Source organism: Acuticoccus kalidii, from assembly GCF_021556395.1.
In the GTDB taxonomy this organism is placed as follows: Bacteria; Pseudomonadota; Alphaproteobacteria; order Rhizobiales; family Amorphaceae; genus Acuticoccus; species Acuticoccus kalidii.
The window spans coordinates 13,191-31,085 of the sequence record NZ_JAKGCS010000036.1 but is presented as its reverse complement, the minus strand read 5'-3'; the positions used below and the strand labels follow the sequence as shown (position 1 = coordinate 31,085).

The following is a 17,895-nucleotide window of genomic DNA, read 5'->3' as shown; positions in this document are numbered from 1 at the left end:
GCCGCCTGCACCCGAAGCCGCCCAAACAAAAACGCCCCGGACGGGAAACCGTCCGGGGCGTTTTTCGGTCCGTGCGGCGGCCTTATTCGGCCGCCTCTTTCACCGTCACCTCGTGCGGCCCGACCGCGTCCGCCTCCGCGGTCTGCGGCTCGACCTTCAGCGGCACGATCCGGCGCACGATCACGTAGAAGAGCGGCACGAACAGCACGCCGAGAATGGTCGCCGACAGCGTTCCGCCCAAGACACCCGTGCCGATCGCGTTACGGCCCGCAGAGCCGGCGCCACTCGACAGCACCAGCGGCGTCACGCCGAGCGAGAACGCCATGGACGTCATCACGATCGGCCGGAAACGCTGCCGTGCCGCCTCCTTCACCGCGGCATAGAGTTCCTTCCCGGCCTCTTGCTGAGCCCGCGCGAACTCCACGATCAGGATCGCGTTCTTGCCGGTGAGACCCACCGTGGTCAAGAGCGCCACCTGGAAGAACACGTCGTTCGGGTACCCGCCATAGCGCGCACCGACCAGCGCCCCCACGATACCGAGCGGCATCGCGAGCATCACCGCGATCGGGATCGCCCAACTCTCATAGAGCGCGGCGAGCGACAGGAACACGACGGCGAGCGACAAGGCATAGAGCAACGGCGCCTGCCCCCCGGTCTCCTGCTCTTCCAGCGACAGGCCGGTCCACGAGATGTCGAGGCCGTTCGGAAGCTGGGTGAGGAGCGCTTGCATCTCCGCCATCGCCTCGCCGGTCGTCACCCCTTCGGCGGGTTGCCCCTGGAGCTGCATCGCCGGCACGCCGTTATAGCGATAGAGGCCTTGCGGGCCGAAGCGCCAATCGCCCTCCGCAAAGTTCGAGAAGGGCACGAGCCCGCCGCTCGCATTGCGCACGCGCCATCGCTCGATATCGTCCGGGTTGCGGCGGGAATCCGCCTCGCCCTGGACATACACCTTCTTGACGCGCCCGCGATCGAGGAAGTCGTTCACATAGCGCCCCGCCCACGCGATCGAGAGCAGATTGTTGACGTCGGCCGCCGTCACGCCCATCGCCCCGGCCTTACGCCAGTCGACATTGAGGCCGAACTGCGCCGCGTCCTCGAGCCCGTTCGGACGGACGGAGGCGATCTTGTCGCTCTGCGTCGCGAGGCCGATGAGCTGATTGCGCGCATCGAGCAGCTCCTCGTGCGTCTGACCGGCGCGCGCCTGGAGGAACATGTCGAAGCCGGACACGTTGCCGAGCTCGATCACCGCCGGCGGCACGATCGGGAACACCATCGCGTCCTTGATCTGCGACAGTGCGCCGAAGGCCCGGCCGGCGACGGCCTGGACGTTCAATGACGGATCGGCGCGATCCTTCCAGTCCTTCATCCGCACGAATGCGAGACCGACATTCTGGCCGGAACCCGCGAAGGAGAAGCCGACCACGGTGAACATCGAGGCGACGGCGTCCTGCTCGTTCTCCTCGAAATAGCTGCGCACCTGTTCGAGGACGGCGCCGGTCCGCTCGGCCGTCGCGCCGGACGGCCCCTGCACGAGGACGAACATGATGCCCTGGTCCTCGTCCGGCAGGAAGCCGGTCGGCGTGTTGACGAAGAGATAGACCATCCCGCCGACGAGCGCGGCATAGATGATGCCGATGCGAAGCGGCCGACGGATCAGCCAGCCGACGGAGCCGGTATAACCGCCCGTCAACCGCGTGAAGACGCGGTTGAACCAGGCGAGCGGCCCCCAGCCGGCGCCGTGCTTTTTCGGCTTCAGCATCGTCGCGCAGAGCGCCGGCGTCAGGATCACGGCGACGACCACCGAGAGCGCCATCGCCGAGACGATCGCGACCGAGAACTGGCGGTAGATGACGCCGGTCGAGCCGCCGAAGAACGCCATCGGCACGAACACCGCCGACAGGACCAATGCGATGCCGACGAGGGCGCCGGTGATCTGCCGCATCGACTTCTTCGTCGCCTCGCGCGGCCCGAGCCCCTCTTCCTCCATGATGCGCTCGACATTCTCCACGACGACGATCGCGTCGTCGACGAGAAGACCAATCGCGAGCACCATCGCGAGCATCGTCAATGTGTTGATGGTGAAGCCGAAGGCGGCGAGCACCCCGAACACGCCGAGGAGCACGACCGGCACCGCGAGCGTCGGAATGAGCGTCGCCCGCAGATTGCCGAGGAACAACAGCATCACGAAGAAGACGAGCACGATCGCCTCGAACAGCGTCTTCACCACCTCTTCGATGGAGATGACGACGAACGGGGTCGTGTCGTACGGGATATTGTAGACGACGCCGTCGGGGAAGAACTCGGCGAGTTCGTCCATCCGCGCCTTCACCCGCTCGCCGGTGTCGAGCGCGTTCGCGCCGCTCGCGAGCTGGATCGCCATGCCGGATGCCGGCTGGCCATTATAGCGCGAGATCGTCTGATAGGTCTCCGCGCCGACCTCGACGCGCGCGACATCCTTGAGGAGGACGAGGCCGCCATCGGTCTCCGCCCGCAGCACGATCTGCTCGAAATCCTCCGGCGTGCGAAGAAGCGACTGCGCGGTGATCGTCGCGTTGAGCTGCTGGCCGCTGACGGAGGGGAGCGAGCCGAACTGACCGGCCGAGATCTGCGCGTTCTGCGCCTGCACCGAGTTGACGACATCGGACGCGGCGAGCTCATAGGCGGCGAGCTTCGACGGGTCGAGCCAGATGCGCATCGCATAGGCCGAGCCGAACACCTGCACATCGCCGACGCCGTCGACGCGGCTGATCTCGTCGACGATGTTGGAGTTCAGATAGTCCGAGAGGTCGACTTGCTCGAGCTGGCCGTCCTCGGAGATGAGACCGACCACCATCAGGAAGCCGGCCGACGATTTGCGCACCGTCACGCCCTGGCGCTGCACCACCTCGGGCAACAGGCTCGTCGCCTGCGACAGGCGGTTCTGCACCTGGACCTGTGCGATATCGGGATCGGTCCCGGTCTCGAAATTGAGGCTGATCGAGGCCGAACCGGCGGCGGTCGAGTTCGAGCTGATATAACGGAGCCCGTCGAGGCCGGTCATCTGCTGCTCGATCACCTGCGTGACCGTCGTGTCGACCGTCTCCGCCGATGCACCCGGATAGTTCGCCGAGATGCTCACCGAGGGCGGTGCGATCTGAGGATATTGCGAGACCGGCAGCGTCAGAATCGCGAGCGCGCCCATCCCCATGATGAGGATCGCGATCACCCAAGCGAAAATGGGCCGGTCGATGAAAAACTGCGCCATTCCAGTGTCCTGTTCGCGCCGGGGCGCGGGGGTCTACTGCGTACTCGTCGCGGCTCGGTCAGTCGCGGACGGTGCGGCGGGGGTTCCGGCCCTTCCGGCGCTCGGTCGGCTGGGTCGCATCGTCGTCCGCGGCGGCGGCGACATCCGTATCCGCGGCGGTCTCCGCCGTGGTGTCGGCCGACGTGTCCGCAGACGTGTCGGCCGAAGTGTCCGTTGCAGGCGCGGCGCCGGCGGCGTCCGCATCGGCCGGGGCCGCCTCGTTGGCCGCGCCGCTCGCATCGGCCGGTACGGTCTCGTCCGCCGCGGGTGCAGCGGCGGCCTCGCCGCCCGTCGCCGCGCCGGAAGCTGCCGGCGAAGCGTCACCGCTGCCGGCTGCCTGCCCCGCCTGCCCTGCTTGCCCCGTGGCCGGGGCGGCAGACGCCGCCTCCGCACCACGCTCCTGCGGTGCGGCCGGGGCGCCCGGTCGCACCTTCTGCAGGCCTTCGACGATGATCTTGTCACCATCGGCGAGGCCGCCGCTGACGATCCAGTCATTGTCACGCGACTCGAGGATCTGCAGCACCCGCTCCTCGACCACATTGTCGGCGTTGACGACGAGCGCCGTCGGCCGGCCGCGCCGGTCGCGCGAGACGCCTTCCTGCGGGGCGAGCACGACGTTTTCGGCGACGCCCTGGGGCATCTTCACCTGGACATACATGCCCGGCAGCAGAAGCCGGTCGGGGTTCGGGAACTCGAGACGCAGCGTCACGACGCCGGTCTGCTCGTTCACGTAAGGCTCCGCCGCGCGCAGCCGTCCGGTGAGCTCATAGGCTTCGCCGTCGGCGAGGATGAGCGTCACCGTGTCGTCGATATCGGCGAGCTTCTGCTGGGTGATGCCCTTGCGCCAGGCCAGCATCTCCGCCGCCGACTGGGTCACGTCGACGAGCACCGGATCGATATTGCGGATGATCGCGAGCGGCGTCTCCTGCCCGCTGGTCACCAGCGCGCCCCGCGTCGTCAGCGAGCGGCCGATGACGCCGGTGAGCGGCGCGGTGATCGTCGTGCGCTGCAGATCGATCTGGGCCGCCTGCAAGGCCGCCTGGGCGACCTGAAGCGAGGCTTGCGCCGTGTCCCGCTCCGATTCGGCGGTGTCGCGCACCTGTTCGCTGCCCACATTGCGGGCGAACAGCGTATCGGCGCGCTCGAGCTCGCGGTTCGCCTGCTTGAGGCGCGCCTCGGCCTGAGTCACTCCGGCTTCGGCCTGGGCGACCTGCGCCTGGTAGGTCGCCGGGTCGATCTTGTAGAGTTCTTCACCGAGCTCCACATCCGCGCCTTCAGTGAACAGACGATCGGTAATGATGCCCGCCACCTGCGGCCGAACCTGCGCGATCGCCGAGGCCACCACGCGGCCCGGCAAGGTCGAGGTCAGCGTCACATTCTGCGCCTCGAGCGAGACGACGGTCACGGGAACGGCCGGCGGCGGACCGCCGCCCTGCCCCTCCTGCGCGGAGATGGGGGCCGTCACCATGGCAAGACCCACCGTTACCGAGAGAACCCGCAGGCCTCTGGCTCCGATCAACATATTGCAGGCTCCTAGACGAAACCGCGCGCGCCATCCCTGCGTTGATGATGACGTGCGCGATTAGGAAACTCTTCGGTTCCCTTATGTATCATTCTTCGCTAGTGAAGCAAGACCCGCACCGGAACGCGGAAGCAGTCGTGAGATGAGCCATCTTTGCACCAAACCCCAGTTGATCTGCTGCGGTCAGGGCCGCCGAGGCCGGCCGCCCCAGCTCACCCCCGGTGAGCGGGAAGCAGCTATTCTCGACGCGGTTGAGCGCGTCGCTGCGACAAAAGGGCTTCAGGGCATGACGATGAGCGCCATCGCGCGCGCGGCCGGCATGTCCAAGCGGACCCTATACACCATCTACGATAGTCGCGATGCCCTGTTCGAGGCCTGGGTCGGCCGTGTCCGCGCCTCCATCATTCGCCCCCTCACCGCGGCCGAGGACGCCCTGCCCCTCGAGGAGCGCCTGCGCCGGATGCTGCGCAAGGAGGCCGAAACCACCATCTCCGAGCATCGCATCATGGTGCTGCGCGCCCTCATCGCCGAGGCCGAACGGCACCCCGAGCTCGCCCGGACCTTCCTGCGCGCCGGCCCGGCGACCGTGCGCGCCATGGTGCGCGCCGAGCTCGACCGGGCGCGCGAGCGCGGCGAGATCTCGACCGAGGACACCGAGACGGCGGCGACGATCCTGTGCGACATGGTCTTCACGAGCCCGATCGACAAGCTGGTCGACCCCGATGCGGTCCACGCCTGCTCGGCCGTCGCCGAAAACCGCCTCGACATCGCTCTTCACATCTTCATGAACGGTCTCGCCGTGGGGGAAGGCCGGGGCTGACGCCACCCCGTCAGGACATGCGAAAAGGCTCTCTTCGGCGACCCGATGGCACCTTCCAGCGGGGCGAGCGTGCTGCTAAATAGACGGCATGGATGACCTCGCCCCCCTGACGCAAGAAGCGGCCCCCGCCAGCACCCAGTCTGCCGGCAAATCGCGCCCGATGACCAAGGTGCGCAATTTCTCGATCGTCGCGCACATCGACCACGGTAAGTCGACCCTCGCCGATCGCCTGATCCAGCTCACCGGTTCGCTGACGGACCGGGAGATGAAGGACCAGATCCTCGATTCCATGGACATCGAGCGCGAGCGCGGGATCACCATCAAGGCGCAGACCGTGCGCCTCATCTACAAGGCCTCGGATGGGATCGAGTACACGCTCAACCTCATCGACACGCCGGGCCATGTCGATTTCGCTTACGAGGTGAACCGCTCGCTCGCCGCCTGCGAGGGCTCCCTCCTCGTCGTCGACGCCTCGCAGGGCGTCGAGGCGCAGACGCTCGCCAACGTTTATCAGGCGATCGACAACGACCACGAGATCATCCCCGTCCTCAACAAGGTCGACCTGCCGGCCGCCGAGCCCGAGCGCGTCAAGGCGCAGATCGAGGAGGTCATCGGCCTCGATGCGTCCGACGCGCTGCCCATCTCGGCGAAGACCGGCGTCGGCGTCCCCGCCGTGCTCGAGGCGATCGTCAAACGCCTGCCGCCGCCGATGGGCAATCCCGACGCGCCGCTCAAGGCGATGCTGATCGATTCCTGGTACGACCCCTATCTCGGCGTCGTCACCCTCGTGCGCATGATCGACGGCTACCTCAAAAAGGGCCAGACGATCCGCATGATGCGCACCGGCGCGAAATACGGCATCGATAAAGTCGGCGTCTTCACGCCCAAGATGCTCGAGGTCGACGCGCTCGGGCCGGGCGAGATCGGCTTCCTGATCGCCGGCATCAAGGAAGTCGCCGACACCCGCGTCGGCGACACCATCACCGAGGACAAGCGGCCCGCCGCCGAGGCGCTTCCGGGTTTCCGCCCGGCGATCCCCGTCGTCTTCTGCGGCCTCTTCCCGATCGACGCCGCCGATTTCGAGGATCTGCGCGCCGCGATGGGCAAGCTCCGCCTCAACGATGCGAGCTTCTCCTACGAGATGGAGACCTCGGCCGCGCTCGGCTTCGGCTTCCGCTGCGGCTTTCTCGGCCTCCTCCACCTTGAGATCATCCAGGAGCGGCTGGAGCGCGAGTTCAATCTCGACCTCATCGCGACCGCGCCGTCCGTCGTCTACAAGCTCACCCTCACCAATGGCGAGGAGAAGGAGCTGCACAACCCGGTCGACATGCCGGAGCCGAACGAGATCGAGGAGATCGCCGAGCCCTGGATCAAGGCGACGATCCTCACCCCGGACGAGTATCTCGGCGGCATCCTGAAGCTGTGCCAGGAGCGACGCGGCATCCAGACCGAGCTGTCCTATGTCGGCAGCCGCGCGATGGTGACGTACGAGTTGCCCCTCAACGAGGTGGTGTTCGACTTCTACGACCGGCTGAAGTCCGTCTCGAAGGGCTACGCCTCGTTCGACTATCAGCTTGCCGAGTATCGCGCCGGCGATCTCGTCCGCATGAACATTCTCGTCAACGCCGAGCCGGTCGACGCCTTGTCGATGCTGGTCCACCGCTCCCAGGCCGAGCGTCGCGGCCGGGCGATGTGCGAGAAGCTGAAGGAGTTGATCCCGCAGCATATGTTCGTGGTGCCGATCCAGGCCGCGATCGGCGGCCGCATCATCGCCCGCGAGACGATCCGCGCGCTGCGCAAGGACGTCACCGCCAAGTGCTATGGCGGCGACGCGACCCGCAAGCGGAAGCTTCTGGAGAAGCAGAAGGCGGGTAAGAAGAAGATGCGCCAGTTCGGGAAGGTGGAGATCCCGCAGGAGGCGTTTATTGCGGCTTTGAAGGTGGATGGGTAGACCTCGAAGCTCGCCCCCTTAAAGAGCAGTTTTCATATTGGTAATATTTCTAAATTCATCAGTATATTTCCAAGAAACACTTCTAATACTCCCCTTAATCCCCAACTCTTTAGAGACATCCCTGACGGTCGTTAGAAGACATTCCGCTGACAGAATCTGCAACGACGCACCTACAAGGATAGCTCGCTTCACATTTTCTAGAGAAACAAGGATATTGTGCTCGTTCTTTAATGAAAAATTGTGGGTGTGTCGAAGCTTATTATATGAGACGGCCGTTAGCGTGGCGTACCCACCCCTGAAAGGGTGCACACATTCCGATAAATTCTCGTATACTGACAACATTCCCTGCGCCCCTTCCCCAAGCACTTGCTCTAAACTTGGCTTAACAAGCTTTGAGTAGACTTGAGGGCGCCGGAAAATATCTTCGACATCCCTTGAACGACTTCCCCATATAAATTTCTGAAAAAAATCGAAAATATCAACATCAGCATTGGTACTATTGATAATTTTTCGTCGCCTAAAAGCTCGCATATCACTTGGTTTTGGAAAAACTTCTCCAACCTCCCCGACATCCGCGAGGGCAGCCGTACCTAGCTCTAAAATTGATCTGGCAATTATCGCCGAAGCTAAATAATTTTCTTCTTTAATCGAAGACAAACAACTATCCAATAACAACTCCACCCTCTTGGCGATTAAATGACTATAAAATAGCACATCCACACATATCTCTGTCCATATAAATTTATTATACCTAAAGTAATACTCATGCAAGGATATCTGATTTTTTGAGAAAATGAACGACTTCGCACGCGAAGCCATTCCCTTCGGAGTTAAAATAGTATATTCATCATCCGGATAAACACTCAGAATTGAATGATATATAGATTTAATATCCTCTATGAGGCTCACCTTCTTTTCAATCTCGTTTTCAAACACAGCAACCTCAATTGGTTTAAATTCTTCTTATTTTATAATACAGTATTGCAATCCCCTCACAAATCAATTCCATCTTATATCGCGCGCTTATCGCTACATTGAAGCGGCTATAATTAACTTACCTAATGGGACCAATGGGACCACTCGGCTAGTGACCCAATAGCTTTTGTCCACAACCAGAAAATCGAAACGGCGCGAATCAAGGCAGGATCTTATAGGTGTATGATCAATCTATTTGTCAGCAAGCTAGGACAATGAAGGCGGATGAGCTCTAATTACTTTTCCGCAAGCATACTGCGGCGACGGAGATGAGGACCACCTATGACTTTGATGCGATCGCCGTCTATATCTATCCGCATGAAGACAAGGTCGAAGCCAGAACGCACATGATAAGTGACGACCACGCAATCGATGACAAGCCACCCATCTCGCCGGGCGGCGTCGGTTTCTGAATGCGCACAAGCAGATCGATCGCAACGAAAGCGATCTCGTCGTCCAGCACGCCGTGACGGGCAACGACGTTCGCTAAGACACCGGGGAACTTATCCCCGCCCCCACCCCCCATGCCAAACTCCCCCCGCATCACCCGATTGGAGGCGGTCCGGACCGGCCGACTGCGGGTGAGGCTTCGGCAGTCGGCCCCGTTCGCGGTGTAACGAGAACCGCGTGGGGTCGGCGGACCGTATCGGGTCGTCAGCGGCCCGCCGAAAACCTACCGCACGTACGGGGCCATCGGTCTGCCGTACCGCTGGAGGCAAGGGCGGCGGACAAACCGCTGAATGGGCACGCGAGCCAGAGGCTCCGCGCGGCGAGTACGCCCCCGAACCGTCCCAAAGCGCCGAATGGCGGGACGCGTGATGGCGGCCTCCACACAAAAATCAACGGTCGCTCTCACGCGTCCCGTCCCTCCGACCCGGCCCACACGGCGCCGGGCCGCGCGCGCACGTCCGCATCGTGCCGCGCTCGCCCCACCGCGCCGCGCGCCCCCACCGCGCCGCCCCGGCCGACATGCGACCCCAGCGCCACAACCGAAGGCGTCACAAAACATTCACACAACTGTTGACTGCACGACATTGACCCGCGCAATTGGTCTCGTCTGACCCGGCCTCCGGGCCCCATCAGAAGGCCTCTTTTATGCGACACAGCCTCGCCCTCGCCGCGTTCCTCGCGGGCTTCCCCCTCGCCGCTCTCGCCCAGTCCGAGAGCGCCCCGGTCGCGATGTCCTACGGCGACCGCCCGTTCTTCCTGATCGACAAGCTCGAAGACGGCGACCTCAAGGACAAGCTGCTCTCCTGCGTCGGCCAGAGCCCGCAGAAGACGGCCTTCTCCATCGGCCATCGCGGCGCGCCGCTGCAATTTCCCGAGCACACCGTCCAGTCGAACCTCGCCGCCGCCCGCCAAGGCGCCGGCATCCTCGAATGCGACGTCGCCTTCACCAAGGACAAGGCGCTCGTCTGCCGCCACGCGCAGAACGATCTCCACACCACGACCGACATCGTGACGAGCGATCTCGCCGAGAAGTGCAGCACGCCCTTCACGCCCGCCTCCGGCGACACGCCCGCCGCCGCCGAGTGCCGCACCTCGGACCTCACCCTCGCCGAGTTCCAGACCCTCACCCCGAAAATGGACGCGTCCGACAAGACCGCGACCACGGCCGAGGCCTATCTCGGCGGCGTCCCCGGCTTCCGCACCACCCTCTATAGCGACGGGGCGGCGCTTCTCACCCATGCCGAGTCGATCGCCCTCTTCCAGGAACTCGGCGCCCAGTTCACGCCCGAGCTGAAGGACCCGGCCGTCGACATGCCCTTCGACGGCTTCTCGATGGACGACTACGCCACCAAGATGATCGACGAATATCGCGAGGCCGGTATCCCCGCTTCCGACGTCTTCCCGCAATCTTTCAATCTCGACGTGATCCGCCACTGGGTGGAGAGCGAGCCGGACTATGGTCAGCAGGCCGTCTTCCTGGTGGAGCCGGGCGATGATTGGGACGGGGCCGATGAAAGCACCTGGGTGAACACCCCGGCCGAGATCGCCGAAATGGGCATTCACTATCTCGCCCCGTCGATCAACATGCTCGTCGACCTCGACGAGACGGGCGCGATCGTCCCCTCCGCCTACGCCGAGGCGGCGACGGCGGCGGGCCTCAACCTCATCACCTGGTCGCTGGAGCGCTCCGGCCCGCTCGCCAATGGCGGCGGCTGGTACTTCAACTCCGTCACCGACGCGATCGACAGCGACGCGGACTATTACAACGTCCTCCACGTCCTCGCGCAGGATGTCGGCGTCGTCGGCGTCTTCTCCGACTGGCCGGCGACCGTCACCTACTACGCCAACTGCTACGGCCTCTGAGCCGTCCGGGCGGGTAATCCCCGCCCCCTCCTCCGATCGCCATAATGCCCCGTCGGAGCAACGGGGCGGTGGCGGCCCCCAACACGAAAAATGCCGGGCGTGCGAGACACCCGGCAGGTTGGAGGAAGGAGAGGATCGGCGGAGCCGCCCGAACGGATCGGACAGCCCCGCCGTCCATCAGGTGACCGCAGCGCCACCCACGAGAAGGAGAATGACGAAGATTGCCGCGATAACGAGGAAAATGAAGAAAAGAATTCGTGCCACCGTCGCTGCGCCTGCAGCAACACCACTAAAGCCAAAGAAACCGGCGATAATCGCAATCACGGCAAAAATGATTGCCCATGTGAGGAAGTCCATAGTAGCGCGTGCTCCGTTGTGCTTCGTTGAACAAAATTGAAAAGCACGCAGTAAGGTTCCATCCTTTCGCACAATCGTTTCGGAAATCGACCGTCCGAGATCGTTCCCGCGCCCCCGATCGGGCCGCACGCGCCCCGTTATTCGGGCCGCACGAGAACCACGAGCACGATCACGACGAACGCCGAGGCAGCGAGCTTCCACACGTCGGAGCGACGCTTGAGACCCGGCAGTCCGAGCGGACGGATGAGATGGGCGGCCATCGCGAGGACCACGATGACGGAGATGATCTTTGTCATCGCGCGAGACTACTAAGAACGCCCGCCACCGCAAGGAGGGCGCAGCGCCTCAGGTCCAATGGAGCGGCGGCGCCGCCGCCTTCAGCCGCGCGAACGCCGCGCCGAGGCGCGCCATCAGCGCCGCCCTGTCCCCGTCCGCCGCGATCGGCCGGCCGACGAGCATCGTGCAGGTGAACGGCACCGGCACCCGCGCCCCGCGCGGCAGGATCCGCCCCGCCCCTTGCAGATAAACCGGCACGATCGGGGCCCCCGTCTCCCGCACGAGCTTCGTCAACCCGGATTTCAGCCGCCCCATCTCCTCCGGTGCGCCGCGTGTCCCCTCCGGAAAGACGATCAAGATCCGCCCCGCCGCGAGCGCCGCCCGCGCGCCCTCCAGCGGATCGACCGCCCCCCGCTCCACCCGCCGCTCGATTGGCAGGAGCCCGATGAGCCGGAGCGCGACGAAGCGCAGGACCGGCGTCGCCAAGAAATAATCCGCGGCGCCCACGACGCGTACATTCTGGACCGCCCGCCGATCGAAGGCGCTGAGCAGGAAGAGGATGTCGAAATGGCTGTTGTGGTTCGCCGCGACGATCGCCGGCCCCTCGCGCGGCAACCGCTCCCGCCCGCCGACGCTGAGGCCGAACAGGAGCCACCACACCGGCCGCAACAGGACGAGGGCGAGGCCGCGCATCCGTCAGAACCGCACGCTCGAGAAGAAGGCGAACACGTGGAAGGTGAGCGGCGCGGTGAAGGTCAAGCTATCGAGCCGGTCGAGCGCCCCGCCATGCCCCGGCAGGAGCTTCGAGGCGTCCTTCACGCCGAGATCGCGCTTCACCGCGCTCATCGTCACGTCCCCCGCGAAGCCGGCGACGGGCATCAGCACGGCGAGGATCAGGATCGCCCGCCACGGCAGCGGCGTGAAGATCGGCGCGAGCAGACAGACGAGGATCCCGCTCAACACGACGCCGCCGAGAAAACCCGCCCAGGTCTTGTTCGGGCTCACCGAGGGCAGGATCTTCGGCCCGCCGATGGTCCGCCCGGCGATATATTGGAAGACGTCGTTGAGCCCCGTCACCACGAGGAGGAAGAACAACAGCCCCGCACCGCCCAAGGGCGCCTCCGCCGGCGGCGTGTTCATGAACAGCGCGCCATAGCCGAGATTGTAGACCGTGATGACGATCCCCCAATGGAGGATCCCCGTCGCCGCGAGATAGCCTTTGGTCCGTCCATTGAGAACGAGGACCGCCGGCATCAACAGGAACACGTAGACCGGCACGAACACGAGATAGATCCCGTACCAGTCGAGCGCGACGATCAGATAGCTCGCCGGAACGAGCGCGTAGGCGAGGAGAAGCGCCGGCCGATCCTCCCGGCGCGTCGGCACCAAGGACAGATATTCCCGCAAGGCGATGAACGAGATCAGCGCGAAGAGGACGATGACCCCCATCCGCCCGGCGAGCATCGCCGCGCCGAGGGCGACGACGATCACCCACCAGGTTTTCACCCGCGCCCGTATCCCCGCCATCCAGAAGGATGCGATCGTGCCCGCGATCAGGAGCGCAAGGATCGACGCGAAGCCGATCAGGAGGGGCGAGGCGGTGAACATAACGGCTCCGAGGAGATGGGCGCTCTCACGAGGACATGGATGACTGAGACGGCGTTAGACCACGATTGTGACCCCGTCGGCGAGATCGCCGGCGCATCACCCGCCCCGGCGATCGCGCCGCGCCGCCGGGAGAGGATCGCCCGATGACCACCGACAATCGCCGCCCGATCCCGAGCCGCACGTCCGGCTGGGCCGTCGCCCTCGCGCGCCGCGTCGCCCATGCCGGGATCAGCGCCGATCAGGTGTCGGCGGCGAGCCTCGTCTTCGCCGTCGGGACGGCGCTCGCGCTCCTCGCCGCGCCGGGCTGGCCGCCGCTTTATCTCCTCGCCGCCCTCCTCTGCCCCTTGCGCCTCCTCGCCAATCTCATCGACGGGATGGTCGCCGTGGAGCACGGCAAAGCGAGCGCCCTCGGCCCGCTCTTCAACGAGGTGCCGGACCGGATCGCCGATATCGTGATCCTGGCCGCCGCCGGCGTCTCGGCCGCGCGGGCGGCGCAAGAGGGATGGATCGCCGACTGGGGGGCGACGGCCGGATGGCTCGCCGCGATCGCCGCCTTACTCACCGCCTATGTGCGCGAACTCGGCCGCGCGCTCGGCGCTCCAGCGGACTTCTCCGGCCCCTTCGCCAAGCAGCAGCGGATGGCGGCGATCACCGTCGCCGCCATCCTCGCGGCATTCGAGGGGGTCTGGGGCGGGCGCGGCGAGATTCTCTTCGCCGCCACGCTCCTCGTCGCGATCGGCGCGGGGGCGACCGCCTGGCGGCGCCTTGCCCGTCTCGCCGCCTTTCTCCGCGCCGGCGCGTGAGCCGTGGGGTCCTCAGCGCACCAGCGAAAGCGTCGGCGAAGGCCGCATCAGCTCGCCGCGGGTGACATAGCGCAGGATCGCGACGACCTGCTCCGGCGTCTCGCAGACGGCGAAGGCCTCCGCGTCGACCTCCTTGAGGGCGTGCGCGTGCTCCTTGGAGTGCATCACGATATAGGGCGTGCCCTGGGCGGCGGCGTAGCCGGCATCGAAGGCGGCGTTCCATTGCTTGTACTTGTCGCCAAAGCGGATCACCAGAAGGTCGGCCTCGCCGATCAGCGTGCGGGTCCGAATCGCGTTCAGCTTCGCGCCTTTATGATCCTTCCAGAAGCTGCTGTCCTCGTGACCGAGGATCGTCACTCCGCAATCGTCCGACGCGTCATGATCCGTCACGGGGCCGGTGAGGTCGACCGGCAAGTCGAGCTCTTCGATGCCGTCGGCGATCTGATCGCGCCAATCGGAGTGGATCTCTCCGGAGAGATAGACAGTGAGTTCGACGTCCATGGCGTTTCCCGTGATCCCTCGTGGTCGATTCCCGCCCACCTAGAGCACGTTTTGCCTGCCGGTCCATCGCGTGCCCCGCATGAGCGGTATTCGGCGCCCATATCGGGCCCGTTCCCGGCTTTTCAATGGCACGGCCGGGGTTCGGCTAACGGTCTGGAAAGCACCGCATGGCACGTTTCATTTGTCGAGATGTCGTCAACCCTTCGCCAACCTTGTCGCGGGGCGGGCGGCGACGTCTCGCGCTGCCCGTTGCGTCTGTCAGGAGTCCTGCGATGAAGACGATCCCCCTTACCGCCCTCGCCGCGATCGGCCTCTTCGCCGCGATCGTCGCTCCCGCCGCTGCTCAGAGCTATGGAGACACCCAGCTCTCCTACTCGAACGGCGTCGTCTATGACGATGATCTCGTCCCCGGTCGCGGCCTCAACCAGCCCTTCCTCGTCGGCGAGGAGCCGGCACGCGCAACGCGCAGCTATAGCAGTGGCCGGCGCCAGCCCTCGGCGAACCTCATCGGCGCGGACGGCCGGGTCGACCGCAGCCTCATGCTCGACGCGAACCGCGCCCAGGACCGTTACGGCTATAGCCGCCCCACCACCGACCGCTGAACGATCGCGGACCAATCCCCGCGGGTCAGCGCGCGCCTAAGATGGCGAGCAGAGGCGGCGCCGCGTGACGCGCCCGGCATCGGGCACGCCGGCGGAACCGCGAGGACAAGGGAGAGGTCCAACGGGGGAGAGGTCGGACGGTGCGCAGGGTCCGGCGCCTGACGATCCCGATGCGCGCCGCACGCGCCGGCGGAGCGGCGACGCCGGGATCAAATCTTTCAGGAGGCGGACGGGAGGTGAGCCCGCCCGCCATTGCCGTTTCAGGCCGCGCTCGCCGTTCCCGCCGCGGCGAGGGCATCCGCAAGGGCCGGCCCCAGCGCCTCCTCGAACACGTCCAGAAGCGCGTCCGGCGCGGCGGAGATGCGGATGCACCGGTCTTGCGGCGCGACGAACGGCATGCGGACGAAGACCCCACGCCGGCCGAGCGCGGCGACCAGCGCCCGCGCGACCGCTCCGTCATAGCCGGTATCGATCGCGACGAAATTGGTCGCGCTCGGGATCGCGACCATGCCGTGCGCCGCGGCGATCGCTCCGATCCGCGCCTTCGCCGCCGCGACCTGTCCCGTCACCTCGGCGAGATAGGCCTCGTCCGCGAGCGCCGCGAGCGCTCCGGCCTGGGCGATCCGATTGACGCCGAAATGGTTGCGCACCTTGTTGAAGGCCGTCGCAAGCTCCGCCGTCGTGATCGCATAGCCGATCCGCGCGCCGGCGAGCCCGTAGGCCTTCGAGAAGGTCCGCATGCGGATAAGGCCGGGATGCTCGAGATCGATCGGCGGGGCCACCCCGTCCGAGAACTCGACATAGGCCTCGTCGAGACAGAGGATCGCGCCCTGCGGCCAGGCGTCGATCATCGCGGTGACGTCGCCGGCCTCGTGCCAGGTGCCCATCGGATTGTCGGGATTGGCGAAATAAGCGAGCGGCGCATTCTCGCGCCGGACGGCGTCGAGGATCGCGGCCGGGTCTTCCCGGTCGTCGCGATACGGCACCGTGACGAGACGGCCGCCGAAGCCGTGCACATGATAATTGAATGTCGGATAGGCCCCGGCGGAGGTGATCACCGGCGTTCCCGCCTCCACCACCATCCTGACGACGAGGCCGAGGAGACCGTCGATCCCCTCGCCGATCGCGATGCGATCTTCCGCGACGCCATGATGCGCCGCGATCGCGGCCCGGAGATCGTGGTTCTCCGGGTCGCCATACTGCCAGACCTCCGAGGCGGCGGCCGCCATCGCGGCCACCGCCTTCGGGGAGGGCCCGAATGCATTCTCATTCGCGCCGAGACGAGCGCGGAACGACGAACCCATGGCGCGCTCTTGCGCCTCCGGACCGACGAACGGCACGCTCGCGGGGAGCGCCGCCACCAAGGAGGTGAACGGCGTCGCCATTAGTAGCGGTACGCTTCGGTCTTGAAGGGGCCGCTTTCGCCGACACCGATATAATCGGCCTGCTCCTGGGAGAGCTTCGTCAGCGTCGCACCGAGCTTGGCAAGGTGCAGTTCGGCAACCTTCTCGTCGAGGTGCTTGGGCAGCACGTAGACCTTGTTCTCGTACTTGCCGGCGTTGTTCCAGAGCTCGATCTGGGCCAGCGTCTGGTTCGAGAACGAGGCGGACATCACGAAGCTCGGGTGACCCGTGGCGTTGCCGAGGTTCACGAGACGGCCTTCCGAGAGGAGGATCATCCGCTTGCCGTCCGGGAACTCGATGAGGTCCACCTGCGGCTTCACGTTCTTCCACTTCATGTTCTTCAGGCCGGCGACCTGAATCTCGTTGTCGAAGTGGCCGATATTGCAGACGATCGCCATGTCCTTCAGCTTGCGCATCTGGTCGACGGTGACGACGTCCTTGTTGCCGGTCGCGGTGACGACGATGTCGGCGCGGTGCGCAGCATCGTCGAGGGTGACGACCTCGAAGCCGTCCATGGCGGCTTGCAGCGCGCAGATCGGGTCGATCTCGGTGACGAGAACGCGGGCGCCGGAGCCGGCGAGCGAGGCGGCCGAGCCTTTGCCGACGTCGCCATAACCGCAGACGATCGCGACCTTGCCGGCCATCATCACGTCGGTGCCGCGACGGATCGCGTCGACGAGGCTCTCACGGCAACCATACTTGTTGTCGAACTTCGACTTGGTGACCGAGTCGTTGACGTTGATCGCCGGGAAGGCGAGCTCGCCGCGCTTCTCCATCTGGTAGAGGCGCAGAACGCCCGTCGTCGTCTCTTCGGAGACGCCGCGGATGTTGGCCTTACAACGCGAATAGAAGGTCGGATCCTTGGCGATCCGGCGCTTGATCGTCTCGAACAGCGCCTCTTCTTCCTCGTTGGCGGGCTTGGAGAGCACCGACGGATCCGACTCGGCCTTCGAGCCGAGCATCACGAGCATCGTCGCGTCGCCGCCATCGTCGAGGATCATGTTGCAGGTCTCGCCGTTGCCCCAGTCGAGGATCTGGTCGGCGTAGTCCCAATATTCGCTCAGCGTCTCGCCCTTCACGGCGAAGACGGGAATCCCGGCCGCGGCGATCGCGGAGGCAGCGTGGTCCTGCGTGGAGAACACGTTGCAAGAGGCCCAGCGCACTTCGGCGCCGAGCGCGACCAGCGTCTCGATGAGGACGGCGGTCTGAATGGTCATGTGCAGCGAGCCGGCAATGCGCGCGCCCTTCAGCGGCTGCGCAGCGGCGTTTTCCTCGCGCACGGCCATCAGCCCCGGCATCTCCACTTCGGCGATACCGATCTCGGTGCGCCCGTAGTCCGCAAGCTCGATGTCTTTGACGACGTATTTCACGTCCGCAAGGGTGTCCATGCAATAGTCCTTCAGTTTGTCGGCCGCTGTATACGGCGACATGGCCCGTCATGCAACGATATAAAGATATCGTTATGCGGGTATTCGACCGCA

General features: G+C 65.2%; 16 protein-coding genes. 6 read left to right on the top strand and 10 right to left on the bottom strand.

Translation table 11 applies throughout. The annotated features are described in order from the left end of the window. Window positions 1-82: 82 nt before the first annotated feature. Together L1787_RS21105 and L1787_RS21100 are read right to left on the bottom strand one after the other, a co-directional pair. On the bottom strand, window positions 83-3,244 hold the full coding sequence (locus L1787_RS21105; protein WP_235711092.1) for an efflux RND transporter permease subunit: 3,162 nt from the start codon (window positions 3,242-3,244) through the stop codon (window positions 83-85). Window positions 3,245-3,302: 58 nt separating this feature from the next. After that, window positions 3,303-4,805 (bottom strand): efflux RND transporter periplasmic adaptor subunit, encoded by a 1,503-nt coding sequence (locus tag L1787_RS21100; protein ID WP_235711091.1) that lies wholly within the window; start codon window positions 4,803-4,805, stop codon window positions 3,303-3,305. A 142-nt stretch (window positions 4,806-4,947) separates the two neighbouring features. Here L1787_RS21100 and L1787_RS21095 point away from each other — a divergent pair, with 142 nt between their 5' ends. Together L1787_RS21095 and lepA are read left to right on the top strand one after the other, a co-directional pair. After that, window positions 4,948-5,625 carry a TetR/AcrR family transcriptional regulator gene (locus L1787_RS21095; RefSeq protein WP_255720710.1) on the top strand — a complete coding sequence of 226 codons (678 nt, stop codon included), beginning with the start codon at window positions 4,948-4,950 and terminating at the stop codon, window positions 5,623-5,625. Window positions 5,626-5,785: 160 nt separating this feature from the next. Further along, window positions 5,786-7,576 carry a translation elongation factor 4 gene (lepA, locus tag L1787_RS21090; RefSeq protein WP_235711919.1) on the top strand — a complete coding sequence of 597 codons (1,791 nt, stop codon included), beginning with the start codon at window positions 5,786-5,788 and terminating at the stop codon, window positions 7,574-7,576. 18 nt (window positions 7,577-7,594) lie between these two features. On the opposite strand, the gene L1787_RS21085 is transcribed toward lepA, so the two are convergent. Beyond that, entirely contained in the window at window positions 7,595-8,512 is a 918-nt protein-coding gene (locus tag L1787_RS21085) for a hypothetical protein (RefSeq protein WP_235711089.1), read from the bottom strand. Window positions 8,513-8,820: 308 nt separating this feature from the next. Between L1787_RS21085 and L1787_RS21080 the strand changes: the two genes are divergently transcribed. Continuing rightward, complete coding sequence (locus L1787_RS21080; protein ID WP_235711088.1) at window positions 8,821-8,964, top strand: hypothetical protein; 144 nt, start codon at window positions 8,821-8,823, stop codon at window positions 8,962-8,964. Window positions 8,965-9,646: 682 nt separating this feature from the next. After that, window positions 9,647-10,864 carry a glycerophosphodiester phosphodiesterase family protein gene (locus L1787_RS21075; protein ID WP_235711087.1) on the top strand — a complete coding sequence of 406 codons (1,218 nt, stop codon included), beginning with the start codon at window positions 9,647-9,649 and terminating at the stop codon, window positions 10,862-10,864. Window positions 10,865-11,041: 177 nt separating this feature from the next. Here L1787_RS21075 and L1787_RS21070 read toward each other — a convergent pair whose 3' ends face one another. The 4 genes from L1787_RS21070 to L1787_RS21055 all read right to left on the bottom strand — a co-directional run bounded on the left by L1787_RS21070 (window position 11,042) and on the right by L1787_RS21055 (window position 13,105). Beyond that, entirely contained in the window at window positions 11,042-11,221 is a 180-nt protein-coding gene (locus L1787_RS21070; protein ID WP_235711086.1) for a DUF1328 family protein, read from the bottom strand. A gap of 137 nt (window positions 11,222-11,358) precedes the next feature. Next, the gene (locus L1787_RS21065) at window positions 11,359-11,517 is read right to left on the bottom strand and encodes a hypothetical protein (RefSeq protein ID WP_235711085.1); all 159 of its coding nucleotides are present in this window, start codon (window positions 11,515-11,517) and stop codon (window positions 11,359-11,361) included. A gap of 49 nt (window positions 11,518-11,566) precedes the next feature. Then, window positions 11,567-12,190: a lysophospholipid acyltransferase family protein gene (locus L1787_RS21060; protein WP_235711084.1), complete on the bottom strand. Its 624-nt coding sequence runs from the start codon at window positions 12,188-12,190 to the stop codon at window positions 11,567-11,569. Window positions 12,191-12,193: 3 nt separating this feature from the next. Then, entirely contained in the window at window positions 12,194-13,105 is a 912-nt protein-coding gene (locus L1787_RS21055; RefSeq protein ID WP_235711083.1) for a phosphatidate cytidylyltransferase, read from the bottom strand. Between the two features lie 143 nt (window positions 13,106-13,248). Here L1787_RS21055 and L1787_RS21050 point away from each other — a divergent pair, with 143 nt between their 5' ends. Then, window positions 13,249-13,908, top strand: a complete 660-nt coding sequence (locus L1787_RS21050; protein ID WP_235711082.1) for a CDP-alcohol phosphatidyltransferase family protein — start codon at window positions 13,249-13,251, stop codon at window positions 13,906-13,908. A gap of 12 nt (window positions 13,909-13,920) precedes the next feature. Here L1787_RS21050 and L1787_RS21045 read toward each other — a convergent pair whose 3' ends face one another. Then, window positions 13,921-14,409, bottom strand: coding sequence for a YtoQ family protein (locus L1787_RS21045; protein WP_235711081.1), 489 nt, complete (start codon window positions 14,407-14,409; stop codon window positions 13,921-13,923). Window positions 14,410-14,681: 272 nt separating this feature from the next. On the opposite strand from L1787_RS21045, the gene L1787_RS21040 reads away from it, so the two are divergent. Further along, window positions 14,682-15,011, top strand: coding sequence for a hypothetical protein (locus L1787_RS21040; protein ID WP_235711080.1), 330 nt, complete (start codon window positions 14,682-14,684; stop codon window positions 15,009-15,011). 260 nt (window positions 15,012-15,271) lie between these two features. On the opposite strand, the gene L1787_RS21035 is transcribed toward L1787_RS21040, so the two are convergent. Both L1787_RS21035 and ahcY read right to left on the bottom strand, forming a co-directional pair. Continuing rightward, window positions 15,272-16,396, bottom strand: coding sequence for a pyridoxal phosphate-dependent aminotransferase (locus tag L1787_RS21035; RefSeq protein ID WP_235711079.1), 1,125 nt, complete (start codon window positions 16,394-16,396; stop codon window positions 15,272-15,274). After that, on the bottom strand, window positions 16,396-17,802 hold the full coding sequence (gene ahcY, locus L1787_RS21030; protein WP_235711078.1) for an adenosylhomocysteinase: 1,407 nt from the start codon (window positions 17,800-17,802) through the stop codon (window positions 16,396-16,398). Before ahcY ends, L1787_RS21035 begins: the two co-directional genes overlap by 1 nt. Between the last annotated feature and the right edge of the window lie 93 nt (window positions 17,803-17,895).